This window comes from Rubritepida flocculans DSM 14296, assembly GCF_000425365.1.
Taxonomy (GTDB): domain Bacteria; phylum Pseudomonadota; class Alphaproteobacteria; order Acetobacterales; family Acetobacteraceae; genus Roseococcus; species Roseococcus flocculans.
Map to the genome: position 1 here is coordinate 1 of NZ_AUDH01000022.1, position 21,940 is coordinate 21,940.

A 21,940-nucleotide genomic window follows, 5' to 3' on the forward strand; every position below is an offset into this window, starting at 1 on the left:
AGACCACCCTCGTCCAGTGCGCCTGGGCCGCCACCCGCAAGAAGGACAGCTATCTCCGCGCCCAGTTCCACCATCTGCGACAGCGCCGCGGACCGAAAAAAGCCATCTGCGCCGTCGCCGCCTCCATCCTCACCGCCGTCTGGCACATGCTCCAAAACGGAACCTTCTGGCACGATCTCGGACCAAATCACTTCCACCAACGCTCGCCAGAACAGCAGGCACGTCACCTCGCCGCCCAAATCATAAAGCTCGGCTTCGCATGCTCCTTCGAACCACAAGCCGAGGGAGTTTCTGTCTAGCCCACCCGGTTCGCGATCAGCTCCTGCACCACCGCGGGGTCGGCGAGGGTGGAGGTGTCGCCCAGCCCCTCCGTCTCGTTCGCGGCGATCTTGCGCAGGATGCGGCGCATGATCTTGCCCGAGCGCGTCTTGGGAAGGCCGGGGGCCCATTGGATCGCGTCCGGCGTGGCGATGGGGCCGATCTCCTTGCGCACCCAGGCCACCAGCTCCTTGCGCAGTTCCTCGGAGGGCTCCACGCCGGCCACCAGCGTCACGTAGCAGTAGATGCCCTGGCCCTTGAGGTCGTGCGGCATGCCCACCACCGCGGCCTCGGCCACCTTGGGGTGCGCGACCAGCGCGCTCTCGATCTCGGCCGTGCCCATGCGATGGCCGGCGACGTTGATCACGTCGTCCACCCGGCCGGTGATCCAGTAATAGCCGTCGGCGTCGCGGCGCGCGCCGTCGCCGGTGAAATACATCCCCTTGAAGGTGGAGAAGTAGGTCTGCACGAAGCGCGCGTGGTCGCCATAGACGGTGCGCATCTGCCCCGGCCAGGAGTCGAGCAGCACGAGGTTGCCCTCGGCCGCGCCCTCCAGGATCTTGCCGTCATTGTCCACCAGGGCGGGCTTCACGCCGGGCAGCGGCAGGGTGGCGGAGCCGGGCTTCTGCGCCACCGCCCCGGGCAGCGGCGAGATGAGGATGCCGCCCGTCTCGGTCTGCCACCAGGTGTCCACCACCGGGCAGCGCTCCTCTCCCACCACGCGGTAGTACCAGAGCCAGGCCTCGGGGTTGATCGGCTCGCCCACGCTGCCGAGGATGCGCAGCGAGGCGCGGGAATGCTTCTTCACCGGCCCCTCGCCGTCGCGCATCAGGGCGCGGATGGCGGTGGGGGCGGTGTAGAAGATGTTGACCCGGTGCTTGTCCACCACCTGCCAAAAACGCCCGGAATCGGGCCAGGAGGGCACGCCCTCGAACATCAGCGTGGTGGCGCCGTTCGCGAGCGGCCCATAGACGATGTAGGTGTGGCCCGTGACCCAGCCGACATCGGCCGTGCACCAGTAGATCTCGCCCGGGCGGTAGTCGAAGACGAGCTCATGGGTGAAGGACGCCCAGACCATGTAGCCGCCCGTGGTGTGCAGCACGCCCTTGGGCTTTCCCGTGCTGCCCGAGGTGTAGAGGATGAAGAGCGGATCCTCGGCGTTCATCCGCTCCGGCTCGCAGTCCGGCGCCTCGGCGGCGCAGAGCTCCTCCCACCAGTGGTCGCGGCCCGGGGTCATGGCCACCGCCCCGCCGGTGTTTCGCGCCACGACGACGTGGCGGATGGAGGGGCAATGGGCCAGCGCCTCGTCCGCATTCGATTTCAGGGGCACCTTGCGCCCGCCGCGGCGGCCCTCGTCGGCGGTGATGAGCACCGAGCACTCGGAATCCTGGATGCGCGAGGCGAGGCTGTCGGGCGAGAAGCCGCCGAAGACGACGGAATGCACGGCGCCGATGCGCGCGCAGGCGAGCATGGCCACCGCCGCCTCCACGATCATCGGGAGATAGATGCAGACGCGCTCGCCCTTCTTCACGCCGAGGCGGCGCAGCGCGTTGGCCAGCCGGCACACCTTCGCGTGCAGCTCGGCGTAGGTGACCTTGGCGTCGCTGTTCGGGTCGTCGCCCTCCCAGATGATCGCCACCTGCCCGCCGCGCCCGGCGGCGATGTGCCGGTCGAGGCAGGAGACGGAGGCGTTCAGCTCGCCATCCTCGAACCACTTGATCGAGACGTCGCCGGTGAAGTCGGTGTTCTTGATCTTCGTGGGTTCGCGCATCCAGGCGATGCGGCGCATCTCCTGCCGCCAGAAGCCCTCGGGGTCGCGCGCGGCGGCCTCCACCATGGCGGCGCGCGTCTCGGCGGTGACGCGGGCGCGGGCGGCGATCTCGGGCTTGATGGCGATGAGGCCGTCATCGGGCATGGCGTGGCTCCTCCCCCAACCGGGTGCGCTTTGGCGGGCATAACGGCACGGCGCCTTGCGCCGCGTCAATCGCCGGATGTCGCGGAAACGGCGGCATGAAAAGAGCCCCGCCGGAGGCCGGCGGGGCCGAGTTGTTACAAGTCGGGAGAGAGAGGACGTCGTGCGGCGAAGGCGTCGCCCGCCCGCGGGCGCCGCACCGGCCCGCGGGAGGGGAGGGGCCGGCCCCTCAGTTCGTCCGCGGCGCGGCGGGCGCGGGCTGCTGCGGCTGGGCGGGCCGCGCCTGGCCCTGGGCCGCGCCGGGCTGGGCCTGGGCGGGGCGCGGGGCCGTGACCTGGCCGCCCGGCTGGGCCGGGCTGGCCGCCTGGGTGCCCGTCGCGGCGGGGCGCGGCGCGCCGGCGACGGGGGCCGCGCCGCCCTGCGCGAAGGCCGGGGCGGCCGCGCCCATGAGCAGGGCGGCGGCGAGGAGCGAGGGGCGGAAACGCTGCGTCATCGGTGTTCCTCCTTCGGGAACCGCGGCGGGGATGGTCCCGCCGCGTGGGAAGGAGGGTGCCGCCCGGTCGTGGAGGCCGAAGGGCGGCGGCGAGGTCTTGTGGTGGCGCGCAAGGCGGAAGCGTGGCGATCATGGCGCGCCGCCATGATCGGGGGGCGCTTTTGCGGCCGGCCGACGGTGCGGACCTGTCAGCTCTCGGGGCGGATGTTCAGCCGGCGGATCACCGGCCCCCAATGCGCCACCTCCTCGCGCACCAGCTCGGCCAGCGCGGCCGGGGGCGTGCCCAGAGGCTCGAAGCCCGCCGCCTCCAGGGCGCGCCCGGTCTCGGGGTTGGACAGGGCGCGGCCCGTCTCGGCGGCGAGGCGCGCGATGCGCTCGGCCGGCGTGCCGGCGGGGGCGAAGAAGCCGATCCAGGCATAGACGCCCGCCCCCGGCTCGCCCTGCTCGGTCAGCAGCGGCACATCGGGAAGCTGCGCCATCCGCCGGCTGCCGCTGACCCCGATGGCGCGCACCTGCCCCGCCCGCGCCTGCGCGAGCACCGAGCCCGCGGCGGCCGCCATCAGCTCGATGCGCCCGGCCACCAGCTCCGTCACGCTCTGCGGCACGGAGCGGAAGGGCACATGCGTCATCTCGAGGCCGTGGCGGGCGGCGAGTTCCGCCACCAGCAGATGCCCCGTCGAGCCCGCCCCGACCGAGCCGTAGTTCAGCCGCCCCGGATGGGCCCGGGCATGGGCGATCAGCTCCGCCAGGGTCCGCACCGGCAGGTTGGGGTTCACGCAGAGCACGAAGGGCATGCGCGCGAGCAGGCTGATGGGCGCGAGATCCGTCTGCGGATCGTAGCCGAGCTGCGGGTTGAGGATGCGCGCGATGGAGCCCGGCCCGCCGATGGTGACGGCCAGCGTGTGCCCGTCATTGGCCCGCACCGCCGCCTCCACCCCTATGGCGCCGCCCGCGCCGGCGCGGTTGTCCACCACCACGGGCTGGCCGAGCGCAGCCTGCAGGTGCGTCGCCACCGCGCGGGCCGCGATGTCGGGGGTGGAGCCGCCGGGGAAGCCCACGATGATCCGCACCGGCCGGTCCGGCCAGGCGGGCTGGGCGGCGGCGAGGGAGGGGGCGGCGAGCAGGGGCAGGGCGAGGGCGGCGCGGCGGGTCGGGGTCATGGCGGTCCTCCAGCCCCTGGCTATCGCATGGATGTCACCGCGCCGCGAGGTCCATTCGTGGCAGCACGAAGCCGTGCGCGGCGAAGACCGTGGCGCCGAAATCGTTGATGCGCGGATACCACACCCGCACCAGCGACCAGTCGTTGCGCGGCGAGACGTCCAGCACCGGCTGGTCGCGCGCCACCCGCCCGCGCGCGGCGCCGGAGGCCCAGTTCGCGTGATCCACCCGGATTTCGCGCGGCCCCACCACGCGGCTGACCACCGCGACATGCCCCTGCGGCAGCCGGCGCGAGCGGGCCAGCACGATCACGCCCCCCGGCTGCGGCCGGCGGCTGCGGGGGTAGCGGCCGGCGGCGGCCTCCCACCACTCCCAGGCGTCGCCGCGCAACTGGATGCCCGAGCGCATGCGCGCATAGGGCACGCAGGAGAGATCCTCATCCGGCCCGTAGCCCGGCACGCCCGGGCGGGCGGGCGCGGCCACGCGCGTGCTGCCGCACCCGGCCAGCCCCGTCGCGGCCAGCCCCATTCCTGCGATCAGGCCCAGCAGCCCCCGCCGGTCCATCGCCACACCCCCCATCTCGCGCCCGCCTCCCCCGAAGCGGGCAGCCTGACGAATAGCGCGCGCGCGGGGCGCGAATCCAGCGCGGGAAGGGGTGGTGGGGCATCCCGGCGGCGGCGGGCGGCCACCCGCGGGAGGCCCGCGCGGCCGCCGCTGCGCCCCGGTTCTGGCGCGCAGCCGCCTGGCCGGGCCGCCATGCGGTGCGCGTCGCTGGGCGGTGGCGAGCCGGCGCGCGCGATCCGTCCGGCGCGACCGCCGCCCCGATCAGTCCTCCCCGCCCTCGCCCTCGGCGCCCTCGCCGCGGCGCTCGCCGCGCGGCTGGGGAAAGGCGGCGATGCTGCGCTCGGCGAGGCCCGGGAGCGAGTCCAGAATGTCGCGCCAGGCGGTCTCGTCGCCCAGGCGGCAGGCCTCCTCGAGCCGGCCCGCCGCATCCCTGAGCGCGATGGCCCCGAAGGTGGCGGCCGAGGCCTTGAGTGTATGCGCCTCCTCCTCGATGCGCGCGGGGTCGGTCAGGCCGTGCATGCGGCGCACCCGCTCCTTCGTCTCGGCGGCGAAGACGCTGATCAGGCGCGGCAGCCGGCCGGGGCCCACGGCGGCGCGCAGCTCCTCCAGCGTCTCGCGGTCGAGCAGCGGGGGCAGCAGCCCGGGCTCGGGCGGCGGGGCGGGGGCGCGGGGGCGGCGGGGGCGGCTGTCGAGCACCTTCTCGACGGCGCGCAGCAGCTCCAGCCGGTCGAGCGGCTTGGCCAGATGCCCGTCCATGCCGGCCTCCAGGCAGCGCTCGGCGTCGCCGGGCATCACGCTCGCGGTCATGGCGATGATGGGCACGCGCCCGCGCGGGCCGCGGATCTGGCGGATGGCGCGGGTGGCGGCGTAGCCGTCCATCAGCGGCATGCGCAGATCCATCAGGATCAGGTCGTAGTCGCCGGATTCGGCGGCGGCCACTGCCTCGGCGCCGTCGCGCGCCAGCTCCACCGTGTAGCCCGCCTTGCGCAGGATGGCGGCGGCGACGAGCTGGTTCGCCTTGCCGTCCTCGGCCAGCAGGATGCGCCCATGCGCGAGCGCGGGCGGCGGGGCGAGTTCGGGCCGCGGGGCGAGGCGGGTGGGCGGCGCGCCGGATTCCGGCACCGGCGGCAGGGGCAGGTCGAAGAAGAAGGTGCTGCCGCGCCCGGGCGTGCTGTCCACCGCGATCTGCCCGCCCATCAGCGCCACCAGCCGCTTGCAGATGGCGAGCCCGAGCCCCGAGCCTGACTGCTCCGCCCCCGCCTCCGCCTGGGTGAAGCGGGTGAAGAGCTTGGCGCGCAGCTTGGGCGGGATGCCGATGCCCGTGTCCGTCACGGCGAAGCCCACATGCCCGTCGGGCAGCGCGGCGAGGCGGATTTCGACCGAGCCGCGATGGGTGAACTTCACCGCATTGTCCGCGAGGTTCAGCAGCACCTGGCGGATGCGCGTGGCGTCGCCGATCAGCTCGGCCGGCAGCAGGTGATCGAGGCTCGCCGAGAGGTCTATCCCCTTCTCCGCCGCGGCGGGGGCCAGCAGGTCGAGCACGTCCTTCACCACATCGGCGAGGCGGAAGGGGGCGGGGTGGATGTCGAGCTTGCCGGCCTCGATCTTCGAGAGGTCGAGCAGCTCGTTCACCGTGTGCAGCAGGGTGGCGCCGCAGCGGCGCGCCGTCTCGGCATAGGCGCGCTGCTCGGCGTCCAGCGGCGTGTCGAGCAGCAGGGAGAGCGTGCCCATGACCCCGTGCAGCGGCGTGCGCACCTCATGGCTCGTGAAGGCGAGGAAGTCGCTCTTCTCCTTGTTGGCGCGCTCGGCGGCGCGGCGGGCCTTCTCCACCTCGCGCTCGGCGCGCTTGCGGGCGGTGACGTCGTGCTGGATGCCGACATAGGCGACGAGACGTCCCTCGGGGTCGAAGACCGGGGCGAGGCGCAGCTCGTTGGTGAAGCGCCGGCCGTCCTTGCGGTGGTTGGTGAACTCGACGGTGATCGGCTTCTGCTCGGCGATGGCGCGGCGGATCTGGCGCACCACGGATTTCTCGGTGCCCGGGCCCTGGAGGAAGCGGCAGTTGCGGCCCAGCACCTCCTCCGCCGGGTAGCCGGTGATCTTCGAGAAGGCCGGGTTGCAGAAGACGAGCGGGCAGTCGGGCAGGGAGGGGTCCGCCACCGTGATGCCGGTGGGCGCGGAGGCGATGGCGAGCGCCAGCACGCCGCCCAGCCCCGCGGCGGCCACGGTGCCGTCGCTTCCCTCCAGCAGCGCGTTGCCGCCCTCGTCCCGCCTGAGCCGCGGCATGGGAAACTTGGGCCGGGCTTCGCTACGCGTCGTAGGCGACGAGGGTTTCGACGGGGACATCGAGGCGGCTCCTTCCCTTGAGGAAGGTGAGCTCGATCATCGCCGCGACCGCGGGAACCTCGGCCCGCGCGGCCCGCAGCAGGCGGACCCCCGCGGCCATGGTGCCCCCCGTCGCCAGCAGGTCATCGAGCAGGATGACCCGCTGGCCCGGCTCCACCGCATCGGCCTGCATCTCGATCCGGTCCGTGCCGTATTCGAGGGCGTAGTCGAGGCCGATGGTGGCGCCGGGCAGCTTGCGCGGCTTGCGCAGCATGATGAAGCCGAGCCCGAGTTCGAGCGCGAGCGGGGCGGCCAGCAGGAAGCCCCGGCTTTCGATGCCCGCCAGCACATCCGGCTTGTAGGGCGCGACGCGCGCGGCCATCAGCGCCATGGCGGCCTTCCAGGCCGGCCCGTGCCGCAGCAGGGTCGAGATGTCGTAGAACAGGATCCCGGGCTTCGGGAAATCCGGGATGCCCCGGATATGGGACTTGAGTTCGTCTGGGGTCACGGCTTTCTTCGCTGGCTGGCGGCGCGGGCGCGCCACGCGCCGTCCCTCCGCTCTCTGTCACTCTACGCCCGCGCGCCAATATCCCGCAAGCCGAACCCCGGCTTCCTTCCCTTCCTTCCAGGAAACAGGCCAGGAGCATGTCGAGAACCACCCTTGCGTTCCTGATCGGCGCAGTCGGATTTGTCGGCTACATCGTCGCCGTGGTGACGATCGGGGATTTCTTCGTGCGCCAGCATTGGGCGGTGCAGCTCGTTTACTATGTCACCGCCGGAATCGTCTGGGTGTTTCCGGCCAGGCGACTGATGCTCTGGGGCGCGGCGGGGCGGCGGGGGTGAGCCGCCCGTATCACTGGAAGCCGCCGCCCAGGGTGAAGCGCGGCCGCCAGCCCGCCTCGCGCGAGAGCACCAGCTCATCCGCCCGCTCCGGCCGCTCCAGCGCGCCCAGCAGGGCGCGCGTCAGCCCCTCCTCGCCCTCCACCGCATAGGGCTCGCCCGTTCGGGTGAAGGCGGTGAGGTACGGGGCGAGGCCGCGCCAGCCCTCAAGCACCGCACGCGGGCCCGGGCCGGGGCGGGCGAGCGCGGCGGCGAGATCGAGCCGCAGCACCACCAGCGCGCCCTCGGCCAGGGCCGCCCGGGCCCAGGAGGCGCCCTCCTCGCCCAGCGCCTCTGCCGCGCCGAGCCGCAGCAGATCGAGCCGCGCGAGCCCCTCGCGCGCCAGCGCGGCCTCGGGGGAGTCGAGCGCCACCGCCCGCACCCGCGCCGCGGCCACCCCGTTGCCGGCGAGATTCGCCGCCAGCGCCGCCGCGGCCTCGAGCCCCGGCTCATGCGCGACCAGCGCGGCATGCGCGGGCGCGCCGAGCGCGAAGCCCAGCGCGGCGATGCCGATGCCCGCCCCCGCATCCAGGATCACCCGCCCCGCGCCCTCGGAGGTCCAGGCGGCGCGCAGCAGCGCGGCGTGGCGCGCCGCGAGGTCGAAGCCCGGCGGCGGGCTCCCGGCCGGGCCATCGAGCCCGTGCAGCGCCACCCGCCGACCGGCGAGCCAGTGCGGGCGCGCCGGCGGGCGCGGGCGCTGCGGCGTGCGTCGCAGGAGTTCGGGCGAATCGAGCAGCAGCCGGCGCAGCGCGCGCAAATCCGGCGTCTCGGCGCGCAACGCGGCGATGGCGGCGGGGGAGGGGGGCTCGCCATCGCGCAGCAGCAGCAGCGTGGCGGCCGCCTCCGCCGTCACGGGGCCCAGGATCCAGCCGCCACGCTCCGGGAAGCCCTCGGCGGCGTGGGCGGCGAATTCGGGGCTCGCCAGAAGCGCCTCGCGCAGCCCGGCGAAATCGGCCCCGCCCAGCCAGTCGCCGATCACCTGCTCGGATTCCGGCTCGCGGCCGAGCACGAGGCGATAGGCCCAGCGCACCAGCCCACGCGTGAGCGCCGGCGCGGCGGCGATGGGGGCGGCGGCGGGCGCGGAGGTCATGGCCGCGGGCTATTCCGCGCCGGGCGGCGGGGCGTCAAGCGCCCCGGCGCGCCGCCGCCGCCGCTTGCTTCGCCTCTGCGCGCGGCCGCCCGCCTCAGGCGATCTCGCGCAGCAGCTTGCGGCGCACCGCGGTGCCGAAGGCGTCGAAATCCTCCGCCACGATCAGGAAGGCGCCCGGCCCGCCGATCACGTTCTGCTCGAAGTAGCGGTCGAGCGGGACGGGCGGCATGCGGCCGAAGGTGGGGCGGTCGTTCACGATGGGCAGGCCGTTGATCACGATGCCCTCGGCCACCGCCTCGTCGCGCGCCAGCTCGGCAGGCCGGCCGGAGTTGTTCACCCCGTCGCCCGAGACGTCGATCACCCGCCGCGTGCCCTCGAAGGGCGCGTCCCGCAGCACCTGGCGGGAGAAGTCGATGGCGCCGGAGATGGAGGTCCAGGAGAGCGAGGCGCGCGGCGCCTCGGCCAGCGTCTCGGCCCAGAGATCGGCGTCGCGCTGGTTCGCGATGCGCGTCCAGGGGATCACCACGCGCTGGTATTCGAAGCCCGCCCACTCGACATAGGCGAGGCCGATGGCGCCGATCATGCCGCGGCGGATCACCTCCACCACGCGCGGGTCGCTCACCGCGGCGCGGTAGCCCTCGCGCTGCAGCCGCGCCTCGTCCTCATCGATGGAGCGCGAGACGTCCACGGCGAGCACCAGCAGCACGTCCACCGGCTCGGGCTGGGCGCGGGCGGGGCGGGGCGCGAGGCCGGCGGCGAGGCCCGCGCCGAGCCCGGTGGCGAGAAGGGAACGGCGCAGCATGGCGGGCCTCCTCTCAAGACCGCCATGGAAGCGGGGCGCGAGCGGCCCCGGCAAGGGAAATCCGCCCGGCGGGGCGCTCGTTCCGCCCGCGTCAGCCCCATTCGCGCGAGCGATCGCGCCCGTGTTCGAGCCCGGCGAGGCCGAGCACCAGCAGCACGCCCCCGCCGGCCGCGCCGATCGCGGCGGCGAGCGGCGCGACGCGCCCGGGCATGAGCCCGTCGGTCAGCATCAGCAGGACGACGCCGAGGATCAGGATCAGTCCGGCGACGGTCAGGAAAATGGCCAGGCGCTGCATGGCGGGGATCTCCTCCCCGCCTTCCTCCCTGGCCCGCGCGGCGCGAAGCGGGAGGCTTTGCGGCGATTTCGTGGACCTCCATGCGCCTCGCGGGCAGGGGCCATGCGGCTACATCACCGCATAGACATCGTAGCGCGGCCCCGAGGGCGGGCGCTGGCCCACCCCGATGGCCAGGGTGCGGTTGAGCCAGGCATGCTCGGGCGCGGCCGTCTGGAAGCGCATGAGGGTGCGGAAATAATACTCGGCCGGGGGCACGGCCTCCCCGGCGGCGAGCCGGGCCAGCACCTCGGGCGCGCCGGTGCGGATGCCGGCATACTGCACATGGATCAGCCCGCCCGAGGCGGCCTTGATGGTGAGCCGCACGTCGATGTGCGCGGTGCCGTCGGCCTCCACGCGCAGCCAGTCGGCCGCCGTGCCGCCCAGCACCTCGCCCTGCAGCCGCGGCCCCGAGACGACGCCGCCGGTGACGGGCACGATGCGCAGATCCATCTGATCCGCGCCCTTGCCCACCATCTGCGGGGCGCCCACGGCGATGTCCATGGTGAAGATGTGCGCGACGGCGAGCGGCAGCGGTGCGGTCATGGCGGTCCTCCCGACGGGAGATGTTGCCGTGCGCGGCGCGGGGGCGCCAGGGCTTGCGCGCTTCCGCCGGCGTCCGCGGGCGTAACGGGGGAGAGCAGAGAGGCCAGGCCGTCGCCCTCGCCGCTCTGTGCCGCGATGGCGAGGCTCAGGCCGGGCCGCCGCGCCGGCACCGCGGCGACGTGGCGCGGGTGGGTGTTGGCTCCCGCCGCGACGCTGTCCTTCCCGGCGGCGCAGGCCCCGCGCGAGTCCGGCGTTGGTGGCGCCGCCGGCCGTCATGCGGCCGGCAGTGTGCGGGTTCACGCCGGCTTCGCGCGCCCGGCCATCAGCCGGCCGAACATGGGCCAGAACAGCATCACGAGCCCCGCCGCCATGATCCCGCCCGAGAGCCAGTTCGAGAAGAAGATGGCGAGCGAGCCCTCGGAGAGCAGCAGCGCCTGGCGGAAGCTCTCCTCCGTCCGGTCGCCCAGCACCAGCGCCAGCACCAGCGGCGCGAGCGGATAGTCGAGCTTCTTCATCACATAGCCGATCACGCCGAAGACCAGCATCAGCACCACGTCGAACTCCGCCGAGTTCACCGTATAGGCGCCGATGGCGCAGACCATGAGGATGATGGCGGCGATGATGGCGAAGGGCACGCGCAGGATGGCCGCGAACCAGGGCACGGCCGCCAGCACGATGACGAGGCCCACCACATTGCCGAGATACATCGAGGCGATCAGCCCCCAGACGAAGTCCTTCTGCTCGACGAACAGCATGGGCCCCGGCTGCAGCCCCCACATGATGAGCCCCCCCAGCAGCACGGCCGCGGTGGGCGAGCCCGGCACGCCGAGCGAGAGCATGGGCAGCAGCGCCGAGGTGCCCGCCGCATGCGCCGCCGTCTCGGGCGCCACCACGCCCTCCACCCGGCCCGTGCCGAAGCTCGAGGGATCCTTCGACATGCGCCGCGCCACGCCATAGCTCATGAAGGAGGCGGGCGTGGCGCCGGCCGGCGTGATGCCCATCCAGCAGCCGATGAGGGAGCTGCGCAGGAACAGCCAGGCATGGCGCGGCAGCTCCGCCCAGGTGCGCAGCACCGTGCCGAGGGTGATGCGCGCGGACTGCCCCTTGAAGCGCAGCCCCTCCTCGATGGACTGGAAGATCTCGCTGAGGCCGAACAGGCCGATGACGACCACGAGGAAGTCGATCCCGCGCATGAGCTCGAGCGAGCCGAAGGTCATGCGCAGCTGGCCCGTCACGCCGTCCATGCCCACGCCGGCCAGCAGGAAGCCGAACATCATCGCCGCAAGCGCCTTCCAGGGCGAGCCGCGCGAGAGGCCGACGAAGCAGGCGAAGGAGAGGAACATCACCGCGAAGAACTCGGGCGGGCCGAACTTCAGCGCGAACTCCGCCACCAGCGGCGCGACGAAGGTGATCATCACCACGGCGATGAGCGCGCCGACGAAGGATGAGGTGAAGGCCGCCGTCAGCGCCTCGGCCGCGCGGCCCTGCTGCGCCATCGGGTAGCCGTCGAAGGTGGTGGCGACGCTCCACGGCTCGCCCGGGATGTTGAACAGGATGGAGGTGATCGCACCCCCGAACAGCGCGCCCCAGTAGATGCAGGAGAGCAGGATGATGGCGGAGACCGGCGGCAGCGCGAAGGTGAGCGGCAGCAGGATGGCGATGCCGTTGGCGCCGCCCAGCCCCGGCAGCACCCCGATGAGCACGCCGAGCACGATGCCCGCCACCATCAGCAGCAGGTTCTCCCACTGCAGCGCCACGGCGAAGCCCTGCATGAGGAGCGAGATTTCTTCCATTCGGGACACCCTCGGCGCCCCACCCGGGCGCGCACATGGAAAGCGAGCGGGCCGGCCCGGCCGGACGCCGACGGAAACCCGACGCGGCTTCGCCGCGGCGGGGGCAGGACCTGTGAGGAAGGCAGCCTCGACGGGGATTCAGTATCCCAGCCAGGTCTCGACCGGCCCTTTGGGCAGCGCCACCAGGAACCAGATCTCGAACACCGCGAAGGCCACCAGCGCGGCGGCCGCGCCCGCGGGCAGGGAACTCGCCCAGCGGAAGCCCCCGAAGCGGATCATGAAGAAGGCGACCAGCACCGCCGAGGAGAGGTAGATCCCCGCGAAGGGAATGACCGCGACGAACACCGCCGTCGGCACGAAGACCTGCGCGACCAGGCCAAGCTGCCCCCAGCTCGCGAACAGGGGCGCGCCGCCGCCCGCCGCGCGCCGGCCCGCGCGCAGCGCGGCCACGAGGTTGCCGAGGCTCGCCCCCACCAGGATCAGCCCGAGCCAGAAGGGGAAATAGCCTGATTGCGGCCCATCCGCCCCCCAGCCCGCGCCGATGCGCAGCGCATCCTGGATGGCGACGCCGCCCACCGCCATCAGCAGCACGGCGGTGGCGATCTCCATGCCCTTGAGGGTGGGGCCGCGCTCGGGGGCGGCGGTGTCGAGCAGCGCGGCGTCGCGGGTGGTGATGCTCATGGGCTCAGCCTCCCGCGCCGATGAAGCCCGCTTCCTGCATGAGGGTGCGGTGGCGCGCCTCCTCGCGCGCCAGCCACTCGCGGAAGGGCTCGCCCGTCAGGCTCGTGGTGTTGAAGGCGCCCTGCAGCATCAGGTCGCGCCATTCGGGGGTCTGGCTCACGCGGTTCAGCAGCTCCACCCAGTACTGCACCTGGGCGGGGGTGATGCCGGGCGCGCCGAAGATGCCGCGCAGCATCAGGTATTCCACGTCGAGCCCCGCCTCGCGGCAGGTCGGGATGTCCTGCCAGCCCATGGTCTCGGTGATGCGGCCCTCGCCGGGCAGGCGGCGGCTGTCGAAGACGCACAAGGGCCGCAGCGTGCCGGCGCGCCAGTGGGTCACGGCCTCGATGGGGTTGTTCACCGTGGCGTCGATGTGCCGGCCGACAAGCTGCGTGGCCACCTCGCCGCCGCCGCGGAAGGGGACGTAGGTGAAGCTGGCGCCGGTGGCGCGCTGGATCGCCACCGTGATGATCTGGTCCTCCTGGCGGGAGCCGGTGCCGCCCATGCGCAGCCGCCCGGCCTTGGCGGCCTCGACGAACTCGGCCAGCGTATTCCAGGGGGAGGCGGCGTTCACCCAGAGCACGAACTCGTCCAGCGCCATCATCTTGATGGGCGTGAGGTCGCGCCAGGAGAAGGGAACGCCGGTGGAGAGCGGCGTGGTGAAGAGGTTGGAGAGGCTGATGATCAGCACATGCGGGTTGCCGCGGGCGTTCTTCGCCTCGAGGAACCCCTCCGCCCCCGCGCCGCCGGCCTTGTTCACCACCATCATGGGCTGGCGCATCAGGTTGTGGCGGGAGACGATGCCCTGGATCACGCGCGCCATCTGGTCCGCGCCGCCGCCCGTCCCGGCGGGGACGATGAACTGGACGGGGCGCTGGGGTTCCCAGCCGCGCTGGGCCTGTGCCGCGCCGCTGGCGAGAAGCCCGGCGCCGAGGGCGGGGAGAGAACGACGATGCAGCATGACGGCACGCCTCCGGTTCTGCGGGATTGAAAATGCCGTAAATCGCCGGGGGAGGGAGGGGCGCGGCGCTGCAAAGGCGTCAAAGCGATGTGAAGCGATGAAAACCTTGCAAATCCAACGACTTTGTGGGTCTCGCCCCGCTTCACCGCACCGGCGAAGCGCCGCATAAGGCGAGGCGCCAACCCCGGGGGGCTTTCACAAGCATGACAGCGGTCAACACCCTTTCCGAACTCCTCGCCCGCGGCGCCGCCGATGCGCCCGCGATCCGCGCGCCCGGCCGGCCCATGCTGACCCATGGCGGGCTGCGCGCCCTCGCCCGGCGCACGGTGGAGGGGCTGAACGGCATCGGCATCGGGCGCGGGGACCGCGTGGCCATCGTGCTGCCCAACGGGCCGGAGATGGCGGCGGCCTTCCTCTGCATCGCCGCCGGCGCCTCCACCGCGCCGCTCAATCCGGCCTACAAGGAGGAGGAGTTCGCCTTCTACCTCGAGGATCTGCGCGCCCGCGCGCTGGTGGCGCAGCAGGGGGTGGAGACGCCGGCGCGCGCCGTGGCCGCGCGGCTCGGCATCCCGGTGCTGGAGCTGCTGCCCGGCGAGCCGGCGGGCGCCTTCACGCTGCAGGGCGGCGCCCCCGCCCGCGCGCCCAACCCGGGCTTCGCCCTGGCGGAGGACGAGGCGCTGGTGCTGCACACCTCGGGCACCACGGCGCGGCCCAAGATCGTGCCGCTCAGCCAGCGCAACATCACCGCCTCGGCCGCGCATATCGGCGCGACGCTGGAGCTCTCGCCCTCCGACGCCTGCCTCAACATCATGCCCCTCTTCCACATCCACGGGCTGATCGCGGCGGTGCTCTCGAGCATCGCGGCGGGCGGCGCGGTGATCTGCACGCCCGGCTTCGACGCGCTGCGCTTCTTCCGGCTGCTCGATGAGGAGCGGCCCAGCTGGTACACGGCCGTGCCCACCATGCACCAGGCCATCCTGGCGCGGGCCGAGCGCAACCAGGACGTGATCCAGCGCGCGCGGCTCCGCCTCATCCGCTCCTCCTCCGCCTCGCTGCCGGGGCCGGTGATGCAGGCCATGGAGGCGACCTTCGGCTGCCCGCTCGTCGAGAGCTACGGCATGACGGAGGCCGCGCACCAGATGGCCTCCAACCCGCTGCGCGGGGCGCGCAAGCCGGGCTCGGTGGGGCTGCCCGCGGGCCCCGAGATCGCCATCATGGACGAGGAGGGCACGCTCTTGCCGCGCGGCGCGGTGGGCGAGGTGGTGATCCGCGGCCCGAACGTGACCGCCGGCTACGAGAACAACCCCGAGGCCAACGCCAAGGCCTTCACCCATGGCTGGTTCCGCACCGGGGACCAGGGCATGCTGGACGCCGACGGCTACCTGGTGCTGACCGGGCGGCTCAAGGAGCTGATCAACCGCGGTGGCGAGAAGGTGAGCCCGCTCGAGGTGGATGGCGTGCTCAGCGCCCATCCGGCCGTGGCGCAGGCGCTCACCTTCGCCATCCCGCACGCGAAGCTGGGCGAGGAGGTGGGCGCGGCCGTGGTGCTGAAGGAAGGCGCGGAGCTGACCGAGCGCGAGCTGCGCGACTTCGCGGCGCGCCACCTCGCGGATTTCAAGGTGCCGCGCAAGGTGGTGTTCCTGCCGGAAATCCCGAAGGGAGCGACGGGCAAGCTGATGCGCATCGGGCTCGCCGAGAAGCTGGGGATCAGTCTGTAACGTGCAACTGAGCGACTTGATCTTCCTGGGTATACTCTGCTGTTCCGTTGTCGCCGCATTACTTTTTCACCATGTCTTTCGGGTTATTCAAAGGCGGCGAATCAGACGAAAGATCGCGATTCTTGAAGGCAATATATCCAAGAAAGAAACAGAAATTCTGCTTTTAAAGACCGAATTACAGGCTTCACTTGGGCGTTGGAATGCTGCATTCGGGAGATTTTGTTCCGTTGATGTCGAAACAACGGGCATTAAGCGCGCGAGTTCGAAGATCATTCAAATTGGTCTTTGTTTATTCGATGGGGGAGAAATCAATGGAAAACGGATCTGGTGGATCGATCCAGGAGTGCGGATCCCGCCGTCTGCAACAAAAGTAAATAACATAAAGGATTCAGACGTTCGTGGAAAGGGGTCATTCAGTCAGCATTCGGAAAATATTAAGCGTCTTTTGACAAGATATCCGTTGGTTGGCCACAACTTGTATTTTGACATATCGATGATAATCTCTGAATTCAAAAGAATAGGCCAACATATAGAGGTTCGACCACTTTACTGTACCATGAGGGACGTGTGGTATGATGAGGCGATAGAGCCGCCGGCGCCAAGGGATCAGCCTCGACAAAGAGAAATGCCTCGTTGGCAAAAGCTAGGACATTTGGCGGAATCTCTGGGCGTCTTGCCGCACGGGCCGCTTCACGACGCGTTCGTTGACGCGCGTCTCGCGGGGGAGTGCTTCATAGCGCGCGCTCGCCAGGAAGTCGGGCGGAGCGAAGCAGCCTTGCAGCGAGCTGAGGCTGAGCTGGTCCGTCTCCGCGCCGAACTCGACGCCGCCCGGGCTGAGCTCAATACACGGAGGAGGAAAGTCTGGTCATGAGACTCTGCGTCTTCGGGGCCGGCGCCATCGGCGGGCTGATGGCGGCGAAGCTCGCGGCCGCCGAGGCGGCCGAGGTCACCATCATCGCCCGCGGCCCGCACCTCGCCGCCATGCAGGCGCATGGCCTCAAGCTGCGGAGCGAGGGGACGGAGACCGTGGTGCGCCCGCGCTGCGTCGCCACCCCCGAGGAGGCGGGGCCGCAGGATGCGGTGATCGTCACCCTCAAGGCGGTGGGGCTGCCCGGCGCCGCGCCGCAGATCGCGAAGCTGCTCGGGCCCGAGACCGCGATCGTCTCGGCCGTGAACGGCATCCCCTGGTGGTACTTCCACCGCATCGGCGGCGCGCATGAGGGCCGGCGCGTGGAGAGCGTGGACCCGGGCGGCGTCGTCTCCGCCCATCTGCCGCCCGAGCGCGCCATCGGCTGCATCGTCTATCCCGCGGCCGAGGTGCCCGAGCCCGGGGTGATCGAGCACTCCTACGGCGACCGCTTCACGCTGGGCGAGCCTTCGGGCGAGCGCACGCCGCGCGTCGAGGCGCTCTCCAAGGCGCTGATGGCCGCGGGCTTCAAGGCGCCGGTGCGGCCGAGAATCCGCGACGAGATCTGGGTGAAGCTCTGGGGCAACCTGGCCTTCAACCCGATCAGCGCGCTGACGCTGAACACGCTCGACCAGCTCACCGGCGATCCGGGCCAGCGCGAGGTGGCGCGGAACATGATGCTGGAGGCGCAGGCGATCGCGGAGAGCCTCGGCGTGCGTTTCGCCATCGACGTGGACAAGCGCATCGCGGGTGCGGCCGAGGTGGGGGCGCACCGCACCTCCATGCTGCAGGACCTGGAGCGCGGGCGGCCCATGGAGATCGAGGCGCTGCTCGGCGTGGTGGTGGAGTTCGCGGAGCTGACGGGCCTGCCCGCCCCCACCTGCCGCACCGTGCTCGCTCTGCTGCGGGCCCGGGCGCGGGCGGCGGGGCTGCTGTAGCGGGCGCGCGCCGCCGCCCGTATCATGCCAGCGGCCGCTGATTTCGAATCCTGAGGAGGCGGCGCGGCCGCTGGTATGGCCCTGTTTAGGCGCGCAGCCGCCACGCCTGGTCCCATCGAAGCAAAGCTTCGATGGGTGCCTGCCAACCCTGCGCGCGATACGGGCAGCATGCCCTGCCGACCGTATCAGTTACCCACCGGCGGTCCCCACCCGCCGTGGATGAAACTGTGGCACTATGGTTTGGGTGGTGGCGAGGTCGGCATGCCGATGGTGCGCCAGAGCCCGCGTGTCAGTTTCTGTCTAGGTGAAGCCGAACATTTCGGCGGTCAGCGACGCCTTCTGCCAGCCCAGCAGCGTCAGCGTGCCGCCGTATCCTGTGTCGATCACGAGGCCGTTCCAGTCATCGGTGCTGCGCGCCAGCACATCCGCGAAACTGTCGAGCCGCGGGCCGAAGCGGCTGAACTCGATGACGTCGCCCGCCTCGAAGTCCTCGATGATGTCATGGCCGTGGGTGCGGGTGAACACGAAGCGGTCCCGCCCGTCGCCGCCGGCGTAGTGCTGGTTGCCCGCCCCGTCCAGGAAGCGGTCGTCGCCCATGCTGCCGATGAAGCGTTCGAAGCCGGTGAGGCTGTTCTGCTGGCTGCCGCCGGCGAGGGAGAGGCGCCCGCGCGCCACATCCACCACCGCGCCCCAGCCCATGGCCTGCGAGCCGAAGCCGCTGAGATCGAGCGTGTCGAAGCCCGCGCCGCCGTCGAATGCGTTGCCGCGGAAGACGATGCGCGCGACATCCCCCACCGCCTGGATGGCGAGGGAGAAGGTGTCGTTGCCCTCGCCGAGGATGACGCTGTTGTTCTCGAAGCGGATGACGGCCGTGCCGTCGCCGCCGCGCGCGCCGTCCTCGCCCGCCGCGGCGCCGAAGACGAGGGTGGCGTCCGCGCCGATCAGGCTGCTCTGGTCGGCCACGCCGGCCCCGCCCCGGCCGCCCTCGCCGCCCTGGCCGCCCACGGCGCGGAGAAACACGACGATGCTGTCATCGCCCGCGCCGGTGGCGATGCGGTTGTCCTGGAGGAGGGCCGCGGCCTTGCCGCCCGCGCCGCCGGCCCCGCCGGGCGCGGAATCCGCGAAGTCGAGGCGGGTCGTGGAGCCGCCGCCGCCCGGGGCGTTGGTCACGAGCTGGCTGCCCGAGACGGCGGCGCCGCCCTGTCCGCCCTGTCCGCCCCGCCCGCCATAACCGCCATAGGCCTCGATGTGCAGAAGCAGCGCCTGGTTCAGCCCCTGCTGGTCGGAGAGGTCGAGCCCGCGGATGACGCCCTGGGCGTTGCCGCCCCGCCCGCCCTCGCCGCCGGCCGCGCCCGCGCCCGCGCTGCCGCCCCATCCGCCATCCAGCCCGGTGCCGCCCGCGCCGCCATCCCCGCCCTGGGCCAGGGCGTAGAGGAGGGTCATGCCCGTGTTGCGGAGTGTGAGGTTCTCGATGGCGGCGAGGCCGAGTGCGCCATGGCCGCCGCGCCCGGCCGCGCCCGCATCGCCCGCGGCATTTCCCTGCGTGGTCCAGGTGGAGCGCGAGAGCGCGCCGGAGACGGGGTCCAGGAACTCGTCCATGCGCAGGACATCGCCGCCCGCGCCGCCGCCCTGCCCGCCGCTGCCGCCCTGCCCGCCCTGGCCGCCGGTCGCCTGGGCCGAGACCCTGACGAAGCCCACCTCCGCGAGCGTCGCATCGCGCAGCGCGGCCGTGGCGCGGCCGCCGACGCCGCCCGCCCCGCCGAGGCCGCCATCGCCTCCGGCGAGGTAGCTGGTCAGGCGGCCGCCGGGCAGGAAAGCATCGGTGTATTGTTGAGACGTGCCGGCCCCGCCGCCGCCCCCGGCCCCGCCACCACCGCCGAGAGCCGTGAGGCCCCAGACGGCGAAGCCGCCGCCGTCGCCCTCCAGCACCTGGCCGCTGCGTTCGGCCATGGCCGCGCCGCCGGGGCGCCCGACGCCCGCGGGCACGCCATCCCGGCTCGGAACGCTGAGCTGCCGGTCCAGGCCCGTGCGGCCCGTGGCGCCCTGGGCGCCGAAGGCGCTGGCGTCATCCTCGAAGGACAGGCTCATGCGCGCCCCCGGCATGTCGCGGTCGTGTCGGGAACGACACTGATGCCATGCGATCCTTGGCGCAAGCGAAGATGTGCGGCGGAATGAGCCGGGCGGCCTGACATGCCGCCCGGTCTCGCGCGCCGGCACCCGGCGAGATGGCGGACCCCGCCCCGGTAACCGGCGGGAAACCCGTCGCGCCATAGCAAGGGCTTGCCAAAAAGGGAGCCCGCCCCCGTGCCGCTACGCGATGTCACCGCGCGCCTCCTCCCCGCCCGGGGCCGGCCGGAAGGGGAGCGCCGCCGCGCCCCCCAGCCGGCCGGCCGGGCGCGCGGCCGCGGGGCCATGCCCTGGGGCGATCTCGGCGCCCAGGCCGTGCGGCGGCTCACGCGCGCCTACCTCCTCGCGCTCGGGCTTCTCGCGGCGCTGATCCTGGCCGGAGGGCTGCTCAGCGGCGACCTGCTGCGGCGACAGAACGAGAAGGCGGCCGCGCTGCACGCCGCGGCGCAGCTTCCCTTCACCGTGCAGCGCATCGCGCGCCTCGCGCCGGTCGCCGCCACGGGGCGGGACGCGGCGGCCCTCGCCACCGTGGAGGAGGAGGCGCGGGCCATGCTCGGCGCGCTCGAGCGCTGGCGCGCCCTGGCCGAGCGCACGGGCCTGCTGGCCGATCCCGGCCCCGCGTTTCGACACCTGGGGTTTCGGCCGCTGCTGGGCGGCGCGGAATCCTTCGCCCTGCAGGCGCTCGCGCTCGGCCCGCTCATCGAGGCGGGCGAGGCGCGGTTCGCCGCGCAGGCCGCCGAGGCGCTGCGCCATGAGGGGCAGGAGCATCTGGCCCCCCTGCTGCGGGACGGCGCGAACGCCCTGGCGCTGCGCACCGAGACGCAGATGGCCTGGATCCAGCGCCTGCATGGCGGGCTGCTGACGCTGGCGCTGCTGCTGCTGGGCGCGCAGGCGGTGCTGATCTTCGGCCCGCTGACGCGCCGCATCGGCCGGCTCGCCGCGCGGCTGGAGGTGGAGGCGCGGACCGACTCCCTCACCGGGCTGATGAACCGCCGCGCCGTGACCGAGGCGCTGGCGCTGCGCCTCGCCCAGGGCGAGCCGCTCGCGCTCATCGCCGTGGACCTCGACCACTTCAAGGAGGCGAACGACGCCGAGGGCCACGAGGCCGGCGATGCGCTGCTGCGCGCCGCGGCCCAGCGGCTGCGGCGCAGCCTGCGCCGCACCGACATCGTGGGCCGGCTGGGCGGGGACGAGTTCGTGGCCTTCCTCCCCGGCGTGCGCGAGGAGGCGGAGGTGCGCGCCATCGCCGAGCGCGTGCGCCGCGTCCTGCACGAGAGCGTGCCCTATCGCAACCGCCGGCTGCGGCTGGGCGCCACGCTGGGCGTGGCCCTGGCGCCCGGCGACGCCACCACGGGCGAGGCGCTGCTGCGCGCGGCCGACGCCGCGCTGGTGCGCGCCAAGCGCGCCGGGCGCGGCACGGTGGGGCGCGCCGCCCCCGAGGATTCCGCCCGCTTCCAGCGCGAGGCCGCGATCGCCGAGGCGCTCTCCGCGGCCGAGGAGCTGCCGGGGCTCGAGGTGCATCTGCAGCCGCTGCTTCCCCTCGACGGGCGGGGCGGGCCCTTCGCGGTGGAGAGCCTCGCGCGCTGGTCCCACCCGGAGCTCGGGCCCATCCGCGCGCCCGAGCTTTTCGCCGTGGCCCAGCGCATCGGCCGCGCCGTGCCGCTCGGCCGCCAGGCCCTGGCGCTGGCGCTGCGCGAGTTCTCGGCCCTGCCGCGCGAGGAGGGGCTGCGGCTCTGCGTGAATTTCTGCTCGGCGGAGCTGCTGGCCGAGGACGGGGTGGAGGCGCTGGGGGCGGTGCTGCGCGCGGCCGGGCTCGATTTCTCCTGCCTCGTCGTCGAGGTGCAGGAGGAAAGCCTCTCCGGCCGCTCGGGCCAGCGCAGCGGCGCCGCGCTCGGGGCGCTGCGCGCGGCCGGGGCCTGGATCGCGGTGGATGATTTCGGCGGGGGCAGCCTCTCGCTCGGCGCGCTGCTCGGCCCGCGGCTCGATCTCGTGAAGCTCGACCGCGCGCTGGTGGCGCGCATGGCGCGGGAGCCGGAGGCGCTGCGGCTCGGCGCGGGGCTGGTGGCGCTGCTGCGCCACCACGGGGCCGAGGTGGTGGGCAAGGGCGTGGAGACGGCGGCCGAAGGCGCTGCGCTGCGCGCCGCGGGCTGCCGCATCGCCCAGGGCGATGCGCTGGCGCCGCCCATGACGGGCGCCGAGCTTCTGGCCTGGCTGCGGGAGAACGGGGTGCTCGAGCTGCGCTCGGCCCCCTGAGGCGGGGCACCCCGCGCGAGGGCTGGTGCCGACGGCGAGAATCGAACTCGCGACCTACCGATTACGAATCGGTTGCACTACCGCTGTGCTACGTCGGCGCCAGACGCG

The 21,940-nt window shown here is 72.9% G+C and carries 19 protein-coding genes, 1 tRNA gene and 1 pseudogene; 6 read left to right on the forward strand and 15 right to left on the reverse strand.

The window, feature by feature from the left end; all coding sequences use genetic code 11:
- Positions 1-299: pseudogene (locus tag H596_RS24180) on the forward strand (IS110 family transposase); the annotation flags it as partial.
- Here the strand turns inward: H596_RS24180 and acs are convergent.
- The 6 genes from acs to H596_RS0114470 form a co-directional block, all read right to left on the reverse strand.
- Positions 296-2,233 carry an acetate--CoA ligase gene (gene acs / locus H596_RS0114445; protein ID WP_027285483.1) on the reverse strand — a complete coding sequence of 646 codons (1,938 nt, stop codon included), beginning with the start codon at positions 2,231-2,233 and terminating at the stop codon, positions 296-298. The pseudogene H596_RS24180 and the gene acs sit on opposite strands and share 4 nt — an antisense overlap.
- Before the next feature lie 226 nt (positions 2,234-2,459).
- On the reverse strand, positions 2,460-2,723 hold the full coding sequence (locus H596_RS0114450) for a hypothetical protein (protein ID WP_027285484.1): 264 nt from the start codon (positions 2,721-2,723) through the stop codon (positions 2,460-2,462).
- Positions 2,724-2,911: 188 nt separating this feature from the next.
- Positions 2,912-3,883: a Bug family tripartite tricarboxylate transporter substrate binding protein gene (locus H596_RS0114455; RefSeq protein ID WP_027285485.1), complete on the reverse strand. Its 972-nt coding sequence runs from the start codon at positions 3,881-3,883 to the stop codon at positions 2,912-2,914.
- Between the two features lie 34 nt (positions 3,884-3,917).
- On the reverse strand, positions 3,918-4,460 hold the full coding sequence (locus tag H596_RS0114460; protein WP_245584021.1) for a CHAP domain-containing protein: 543 nt from the start codon (positions 4,458-4,460) through the stop codon (positions 3,918-3,920).
- 246 nt (positions 4,461-4,706) lie between these two features.
- Positions 4,707-6,728 (reverse strand): ATP-binding protein, encoded by a 2,022-nt coding sequence (locus H596_RS21765; protein ID WP_051213113.1) that lies wholly within the window; start codon positions 6,726-6,728, stop codon positions 4,707-4,709.
- A gap of 22 nt (positions 6,729-6,750) precedes the next feature.
- Positions 6,751-7,275 (reverse strand): adenine phosphoribosyltransferase, encoded by a 525-nt coding sequence (locus H596_RS0114470; RefSeq protein WP_027285487.1) that lies wholly within the window; start codon positions 7,273-7,275, stop codon positions 6,751-6,753.
- Between the two features lie 137 nt (positions 7,276-7,412).
- Here H596_RS0114470 and H596_RS21770 point away from each other — a divergent pair, with 137 nt between their 5' ends.
- On the forward strand, positions 7,413-7,610 hold the full coding sequence (locus H596_RS21770; RefSeq protein ID WP_037301605.1) for a DUF2842 domain-containing protein: 198 nt from the start codon (positions 7,413-7,415) through the stop codon (positions 7,608-7,610).
- Positions 7,611-7,620: 10 nt separating this feature from the next.
- On the opposite strand, the gene H596_RS0114480 is transcribed toward H596_RS21770, so the two are convergent.
- The 7 genes from H596_RS0114480 to H596_RS0114510 form a co-directional block, all read right to left on the reverse strand.
- A complete protein-coding gene (locus tag H596_RS0114480; protein WP_027285488.1) occupies positions 7,621-8,736 on the reverse strand; it encodes a hypothetical protein in 1,116 nt (371 codons plus the stop codon).
- Between the two features lie 94 nt (positions 8,737-8,830).
- Positions 8,831-9,538, reverse strand: coding sequence for a DUF1194 domain-containing protein (locus tag H596_RS0114485; RefSeq protein WP_037301607.1), 708 nt, complete (start codon positions 9,536-9,538; stop codon positions 8,831-8,833).
- 91 nt (positions 9,539-9,629) lie between these two features.
- Positions 9,630-9,833 (reverse strand): hypothetical protein, encoded by a 204-nt coding sequence (locus tag H596_RS0114490; RefSeq protein ID WP_027285490.1) that lies wholly within the window; start codon positions 9,831-9,833, stop codon positions 9,630-9,632.
- A 108-nt stretch (positions 9,834-9,941) separates the two neighbouring features.
- The gene (locus H596_RS0114495; RefSeq protein ID WP_027285491.1) at positions 9,942-10,415 is read right to left on the reverse strand and encodes a DUF3237 domain-containing protein; all 474 of its coding nucleotides are present in this window, start codon (positions 10,413-10,415) and stop codon (positions 9,942-9,944) included.
- Positions 10,416-10,711: 296 nt separating this feature from the next.
- The gene (locus tag H596_RS0114500; RefSeq protein WP_027285492.1) at positions 10,712-12,208 is read right to left on the reverse strand and encodes a tripartite tricarboxylate transporter permease; all 1,497 of its coding nucleotides are present in this window, start codon (positions 12,206-12,208) and stop codon (positions 10,712-10,714) included.
- 138 nt (positions 12,209-12,346) lie between these two features.
- The gene (locus H596_RS0114505; protein ID WP_051213116.1) at positions 12,347-12,889 is read right to left on the reverse strand and encodes a tripartite tricarboxylate transporter TctB family protein; all 543 of its coding nucleotides are present in this window, start codon (positions 12,887-12,889) and stop codon (positions 12,347-12,349) included.
- A 4-nt stretch (positions 12,890-12,893) separates the two neighbouring features.
- Entirely contained in the window at positions 12,894-13,889 is a 996-nt protein-coding gene (locus H596_RS0114510; RefSeq protein ID WP_027285494.1) for a Bug family tripartite tricarboxylate transporter substrate binding protein, read from the reverse strand.
- Between the two features lie 203 nt (positions 13,890-14,092).
- On the opposite strand from H596_RS0114510, the gene H596_RS0114515 reads away from it, so the two are divergent.
- The 3 genes from H596_RS0114515 to H596_RS0114520 are packed head-to-tail and all read left to right on the forward strand — an operon-like array spanning position 14,093 to position 17,452.
- Complete coding sequence (locus H596_RS0114515; RefSeq protein WP_027285495.1) at positions 14,093-15,607, forward strand: acyl--CoA ligase; 1,515 nt, start codon at positions 14,093-14,095, stop codon at positions 15,605-15,607.
- A gap of 1 nt (position 15,608) precedes the next feature.
- Positions 15,609-16,478 (forward strand): 3'-5' exonuclease, encoded by an 870-nt coding sequence (locus H596_RS23450; protein WP_084602817.1) that lies wholly within the window; start codon positions 15,609-15,611, stop codon positions 16,476-16,478.
- The gene (locus tag H596_RS0114520; RefSeq protein WP_027285496.1) at positions 16,475-17,452 is read left to right on the forward strand and encodes a 2-dehydropantoate 2-reductase; all 978 of its coding nucleotides are present in this window, start codon (positions 16,475-16,477) and stop codon (positions 17,450-17,452) included. The genes H596_RS23450 and H596_RS0114520 overlap by 4 nt, the downstream gene beginning before the upstream one ends.
- Positions 17,453-17,752: 300 nt before the next feature.
- On the opposite strand, the gene H596_RS24385 is transcribed toward H596_RS0114520, so the two are convergent.
- Complete coding sequence (locus tag H596_RS24385; protein ID WP_211225285.1) at positions 17,753-19,540, reverse strand: calcium-binding protein; 1,788 nt, start codon at positions 19,538-19,540, stop codon at positions 17,753-17,755.
- A 216-nt stretch (positions 19,541-19,756) separates the two neighbouring features.
- Between H596_RS24385 and H596_RS0114530 the strand changes: the two genes are divergently transcribed.
- Positions 19,757-21,832: a diguanylate cyclase gene (locus H596_RS0114530; protein WP_027285498.1), complete on the forward strand. Its 2,076-nt coding sequence runs from the start codon at positions 19,757-19,759 to the stop codon at positions 21,830-21,832.
- A 23-nt stretch (positions 21,833-21,855) separates the two neighbouring features.
- On the opposite strand, the gene H596_RS0114535 is transcribed toward H596_RS0114530, so the two are convergent.
- Positions 21,856-21,930, reverse strand: a tRNA-Thr gene (locus H596_RS0114535).
- Positions 21,931-21,940: the final 10 nt, after the last annotated feature.

Excerpts from the sequence above, each read along its gene's own strand:
- H596_RS0114510 (WP_027285494.1), bottom strand. The coding sequence starts at position 13,889 with ATGCTGCATCGTCGTTCTCTCCCCGCCCTCGGCGCCGGGCTTCTCGCC.
- H596_RS0114485 (WP_037301607.1), bottom strand. The coding sequence starts at position 9,538 with ATGCTGCGCCGTTCCCTTCTCGCCACCGGGCTCGGCGCGGGCCTCGCC.
- H596_RS0114480 (WP_027285488.1), bottom strand. The coding sequence starts at position 8,736 with ATGACCTCCGCGCCCGCCGCCGCCCCCATCGCCGCCGCGCCGGCGCTC.
- H596_RS0114500 (WP_027285492.1), bottom strand. The coding sequence starts at position 12,208 with ATGGAAGAAATCTCGCTCCTCATGCAGGGCTTCGCCGTGGCGCTGCAG.
- H596_RS0114455 (WP_027285485.1), bottom strand. The coding sequence starts at position 3,883 with ATGACCCCGACCCGCCGCGCCGCCCTCGCCCTGCCCCTGCTCGCCGCC.
- H596_RS0114515 (WP_027285495.1), top strand. The coding sequence starts at position 14,093 with ATGACAGCGGTCAACACCCTTTCCGAACTCCTCGCCCGCGGCGCCGCC.
- H596_RS0114520 (WP_027285496.1), top strand. The coding sequence starts at position 16,475 with ATGAGACTCTGCGTCTTCGGGGCCGGCGCCATCGGCGGGCTGATGGCG.
- H596_RS0114505 (WP_051213116.1), bottom strand. The coding sequence starts at position 12,889 with ATGAGCATCACCACCCGCGACGCCGCGCTGCTCGACACCGCCGCCCCC.
- H596_RS21765 (WP_051213113.1), bottom strand. The coding sequence starts at position 6,728 with ATGCCGCGGCTCAGGCGGGACGAGGGCGGCAACGCGCTGCTGGAGGGA.
- H596_RS0114495 (WP_027285491.1), bottom strand. The coding sequence starts at position 10,415 with ATGACCGCACCGCTGCCGCTCGCCGTCGCGCACATCTTCACCATGGAC.
- H596_RS0114460 (WP_245584021.1), bottom strand. The coding sequence starts at position 4,460 with ATGGGGGGTGTGGCGATGGACCGGCGGGGGCTGCTGGGCCTGATCGCA.
- H596_RS0114490 (WP_027285490.1), bottom strand. The coding sequence starts at position 9,833 with ATGCAGCGCCTGGCCATTTTCCTGACCGTCGCCGGACTGATCCTGATC.
- H596_RS21770 (WP_037301605.1), top strand. The coding sequence starts at position 7,413 with ATGTCGAGAACCACCCTTGCGTTCCTGATCGGCGCAGTCGGATTTGTC.
- H596_RS24385 (WP_211225285.1), bottom strand. The coding sequence starts at position 19,540 with ATGAGCCTGTCCTTCGAGGATGACGCCAGCGCCTTCGGCGCCCAGGGC.
- H596_RS0114450 (WP_027285484.1), bottom strand. The coding sequence starts at position 2,723 with ATGACGCAGCGTTTCCGCCCCTCGCTCCTCGCCGCCGCCCTGCTCATG.
- acs (WP_027285483.1), bottom strand. The coding sequence starts at position 2,233 with ATGCCCGATGACGGCCTCATCGCCATCAAGCCCGAGATCGCCGCCCGC.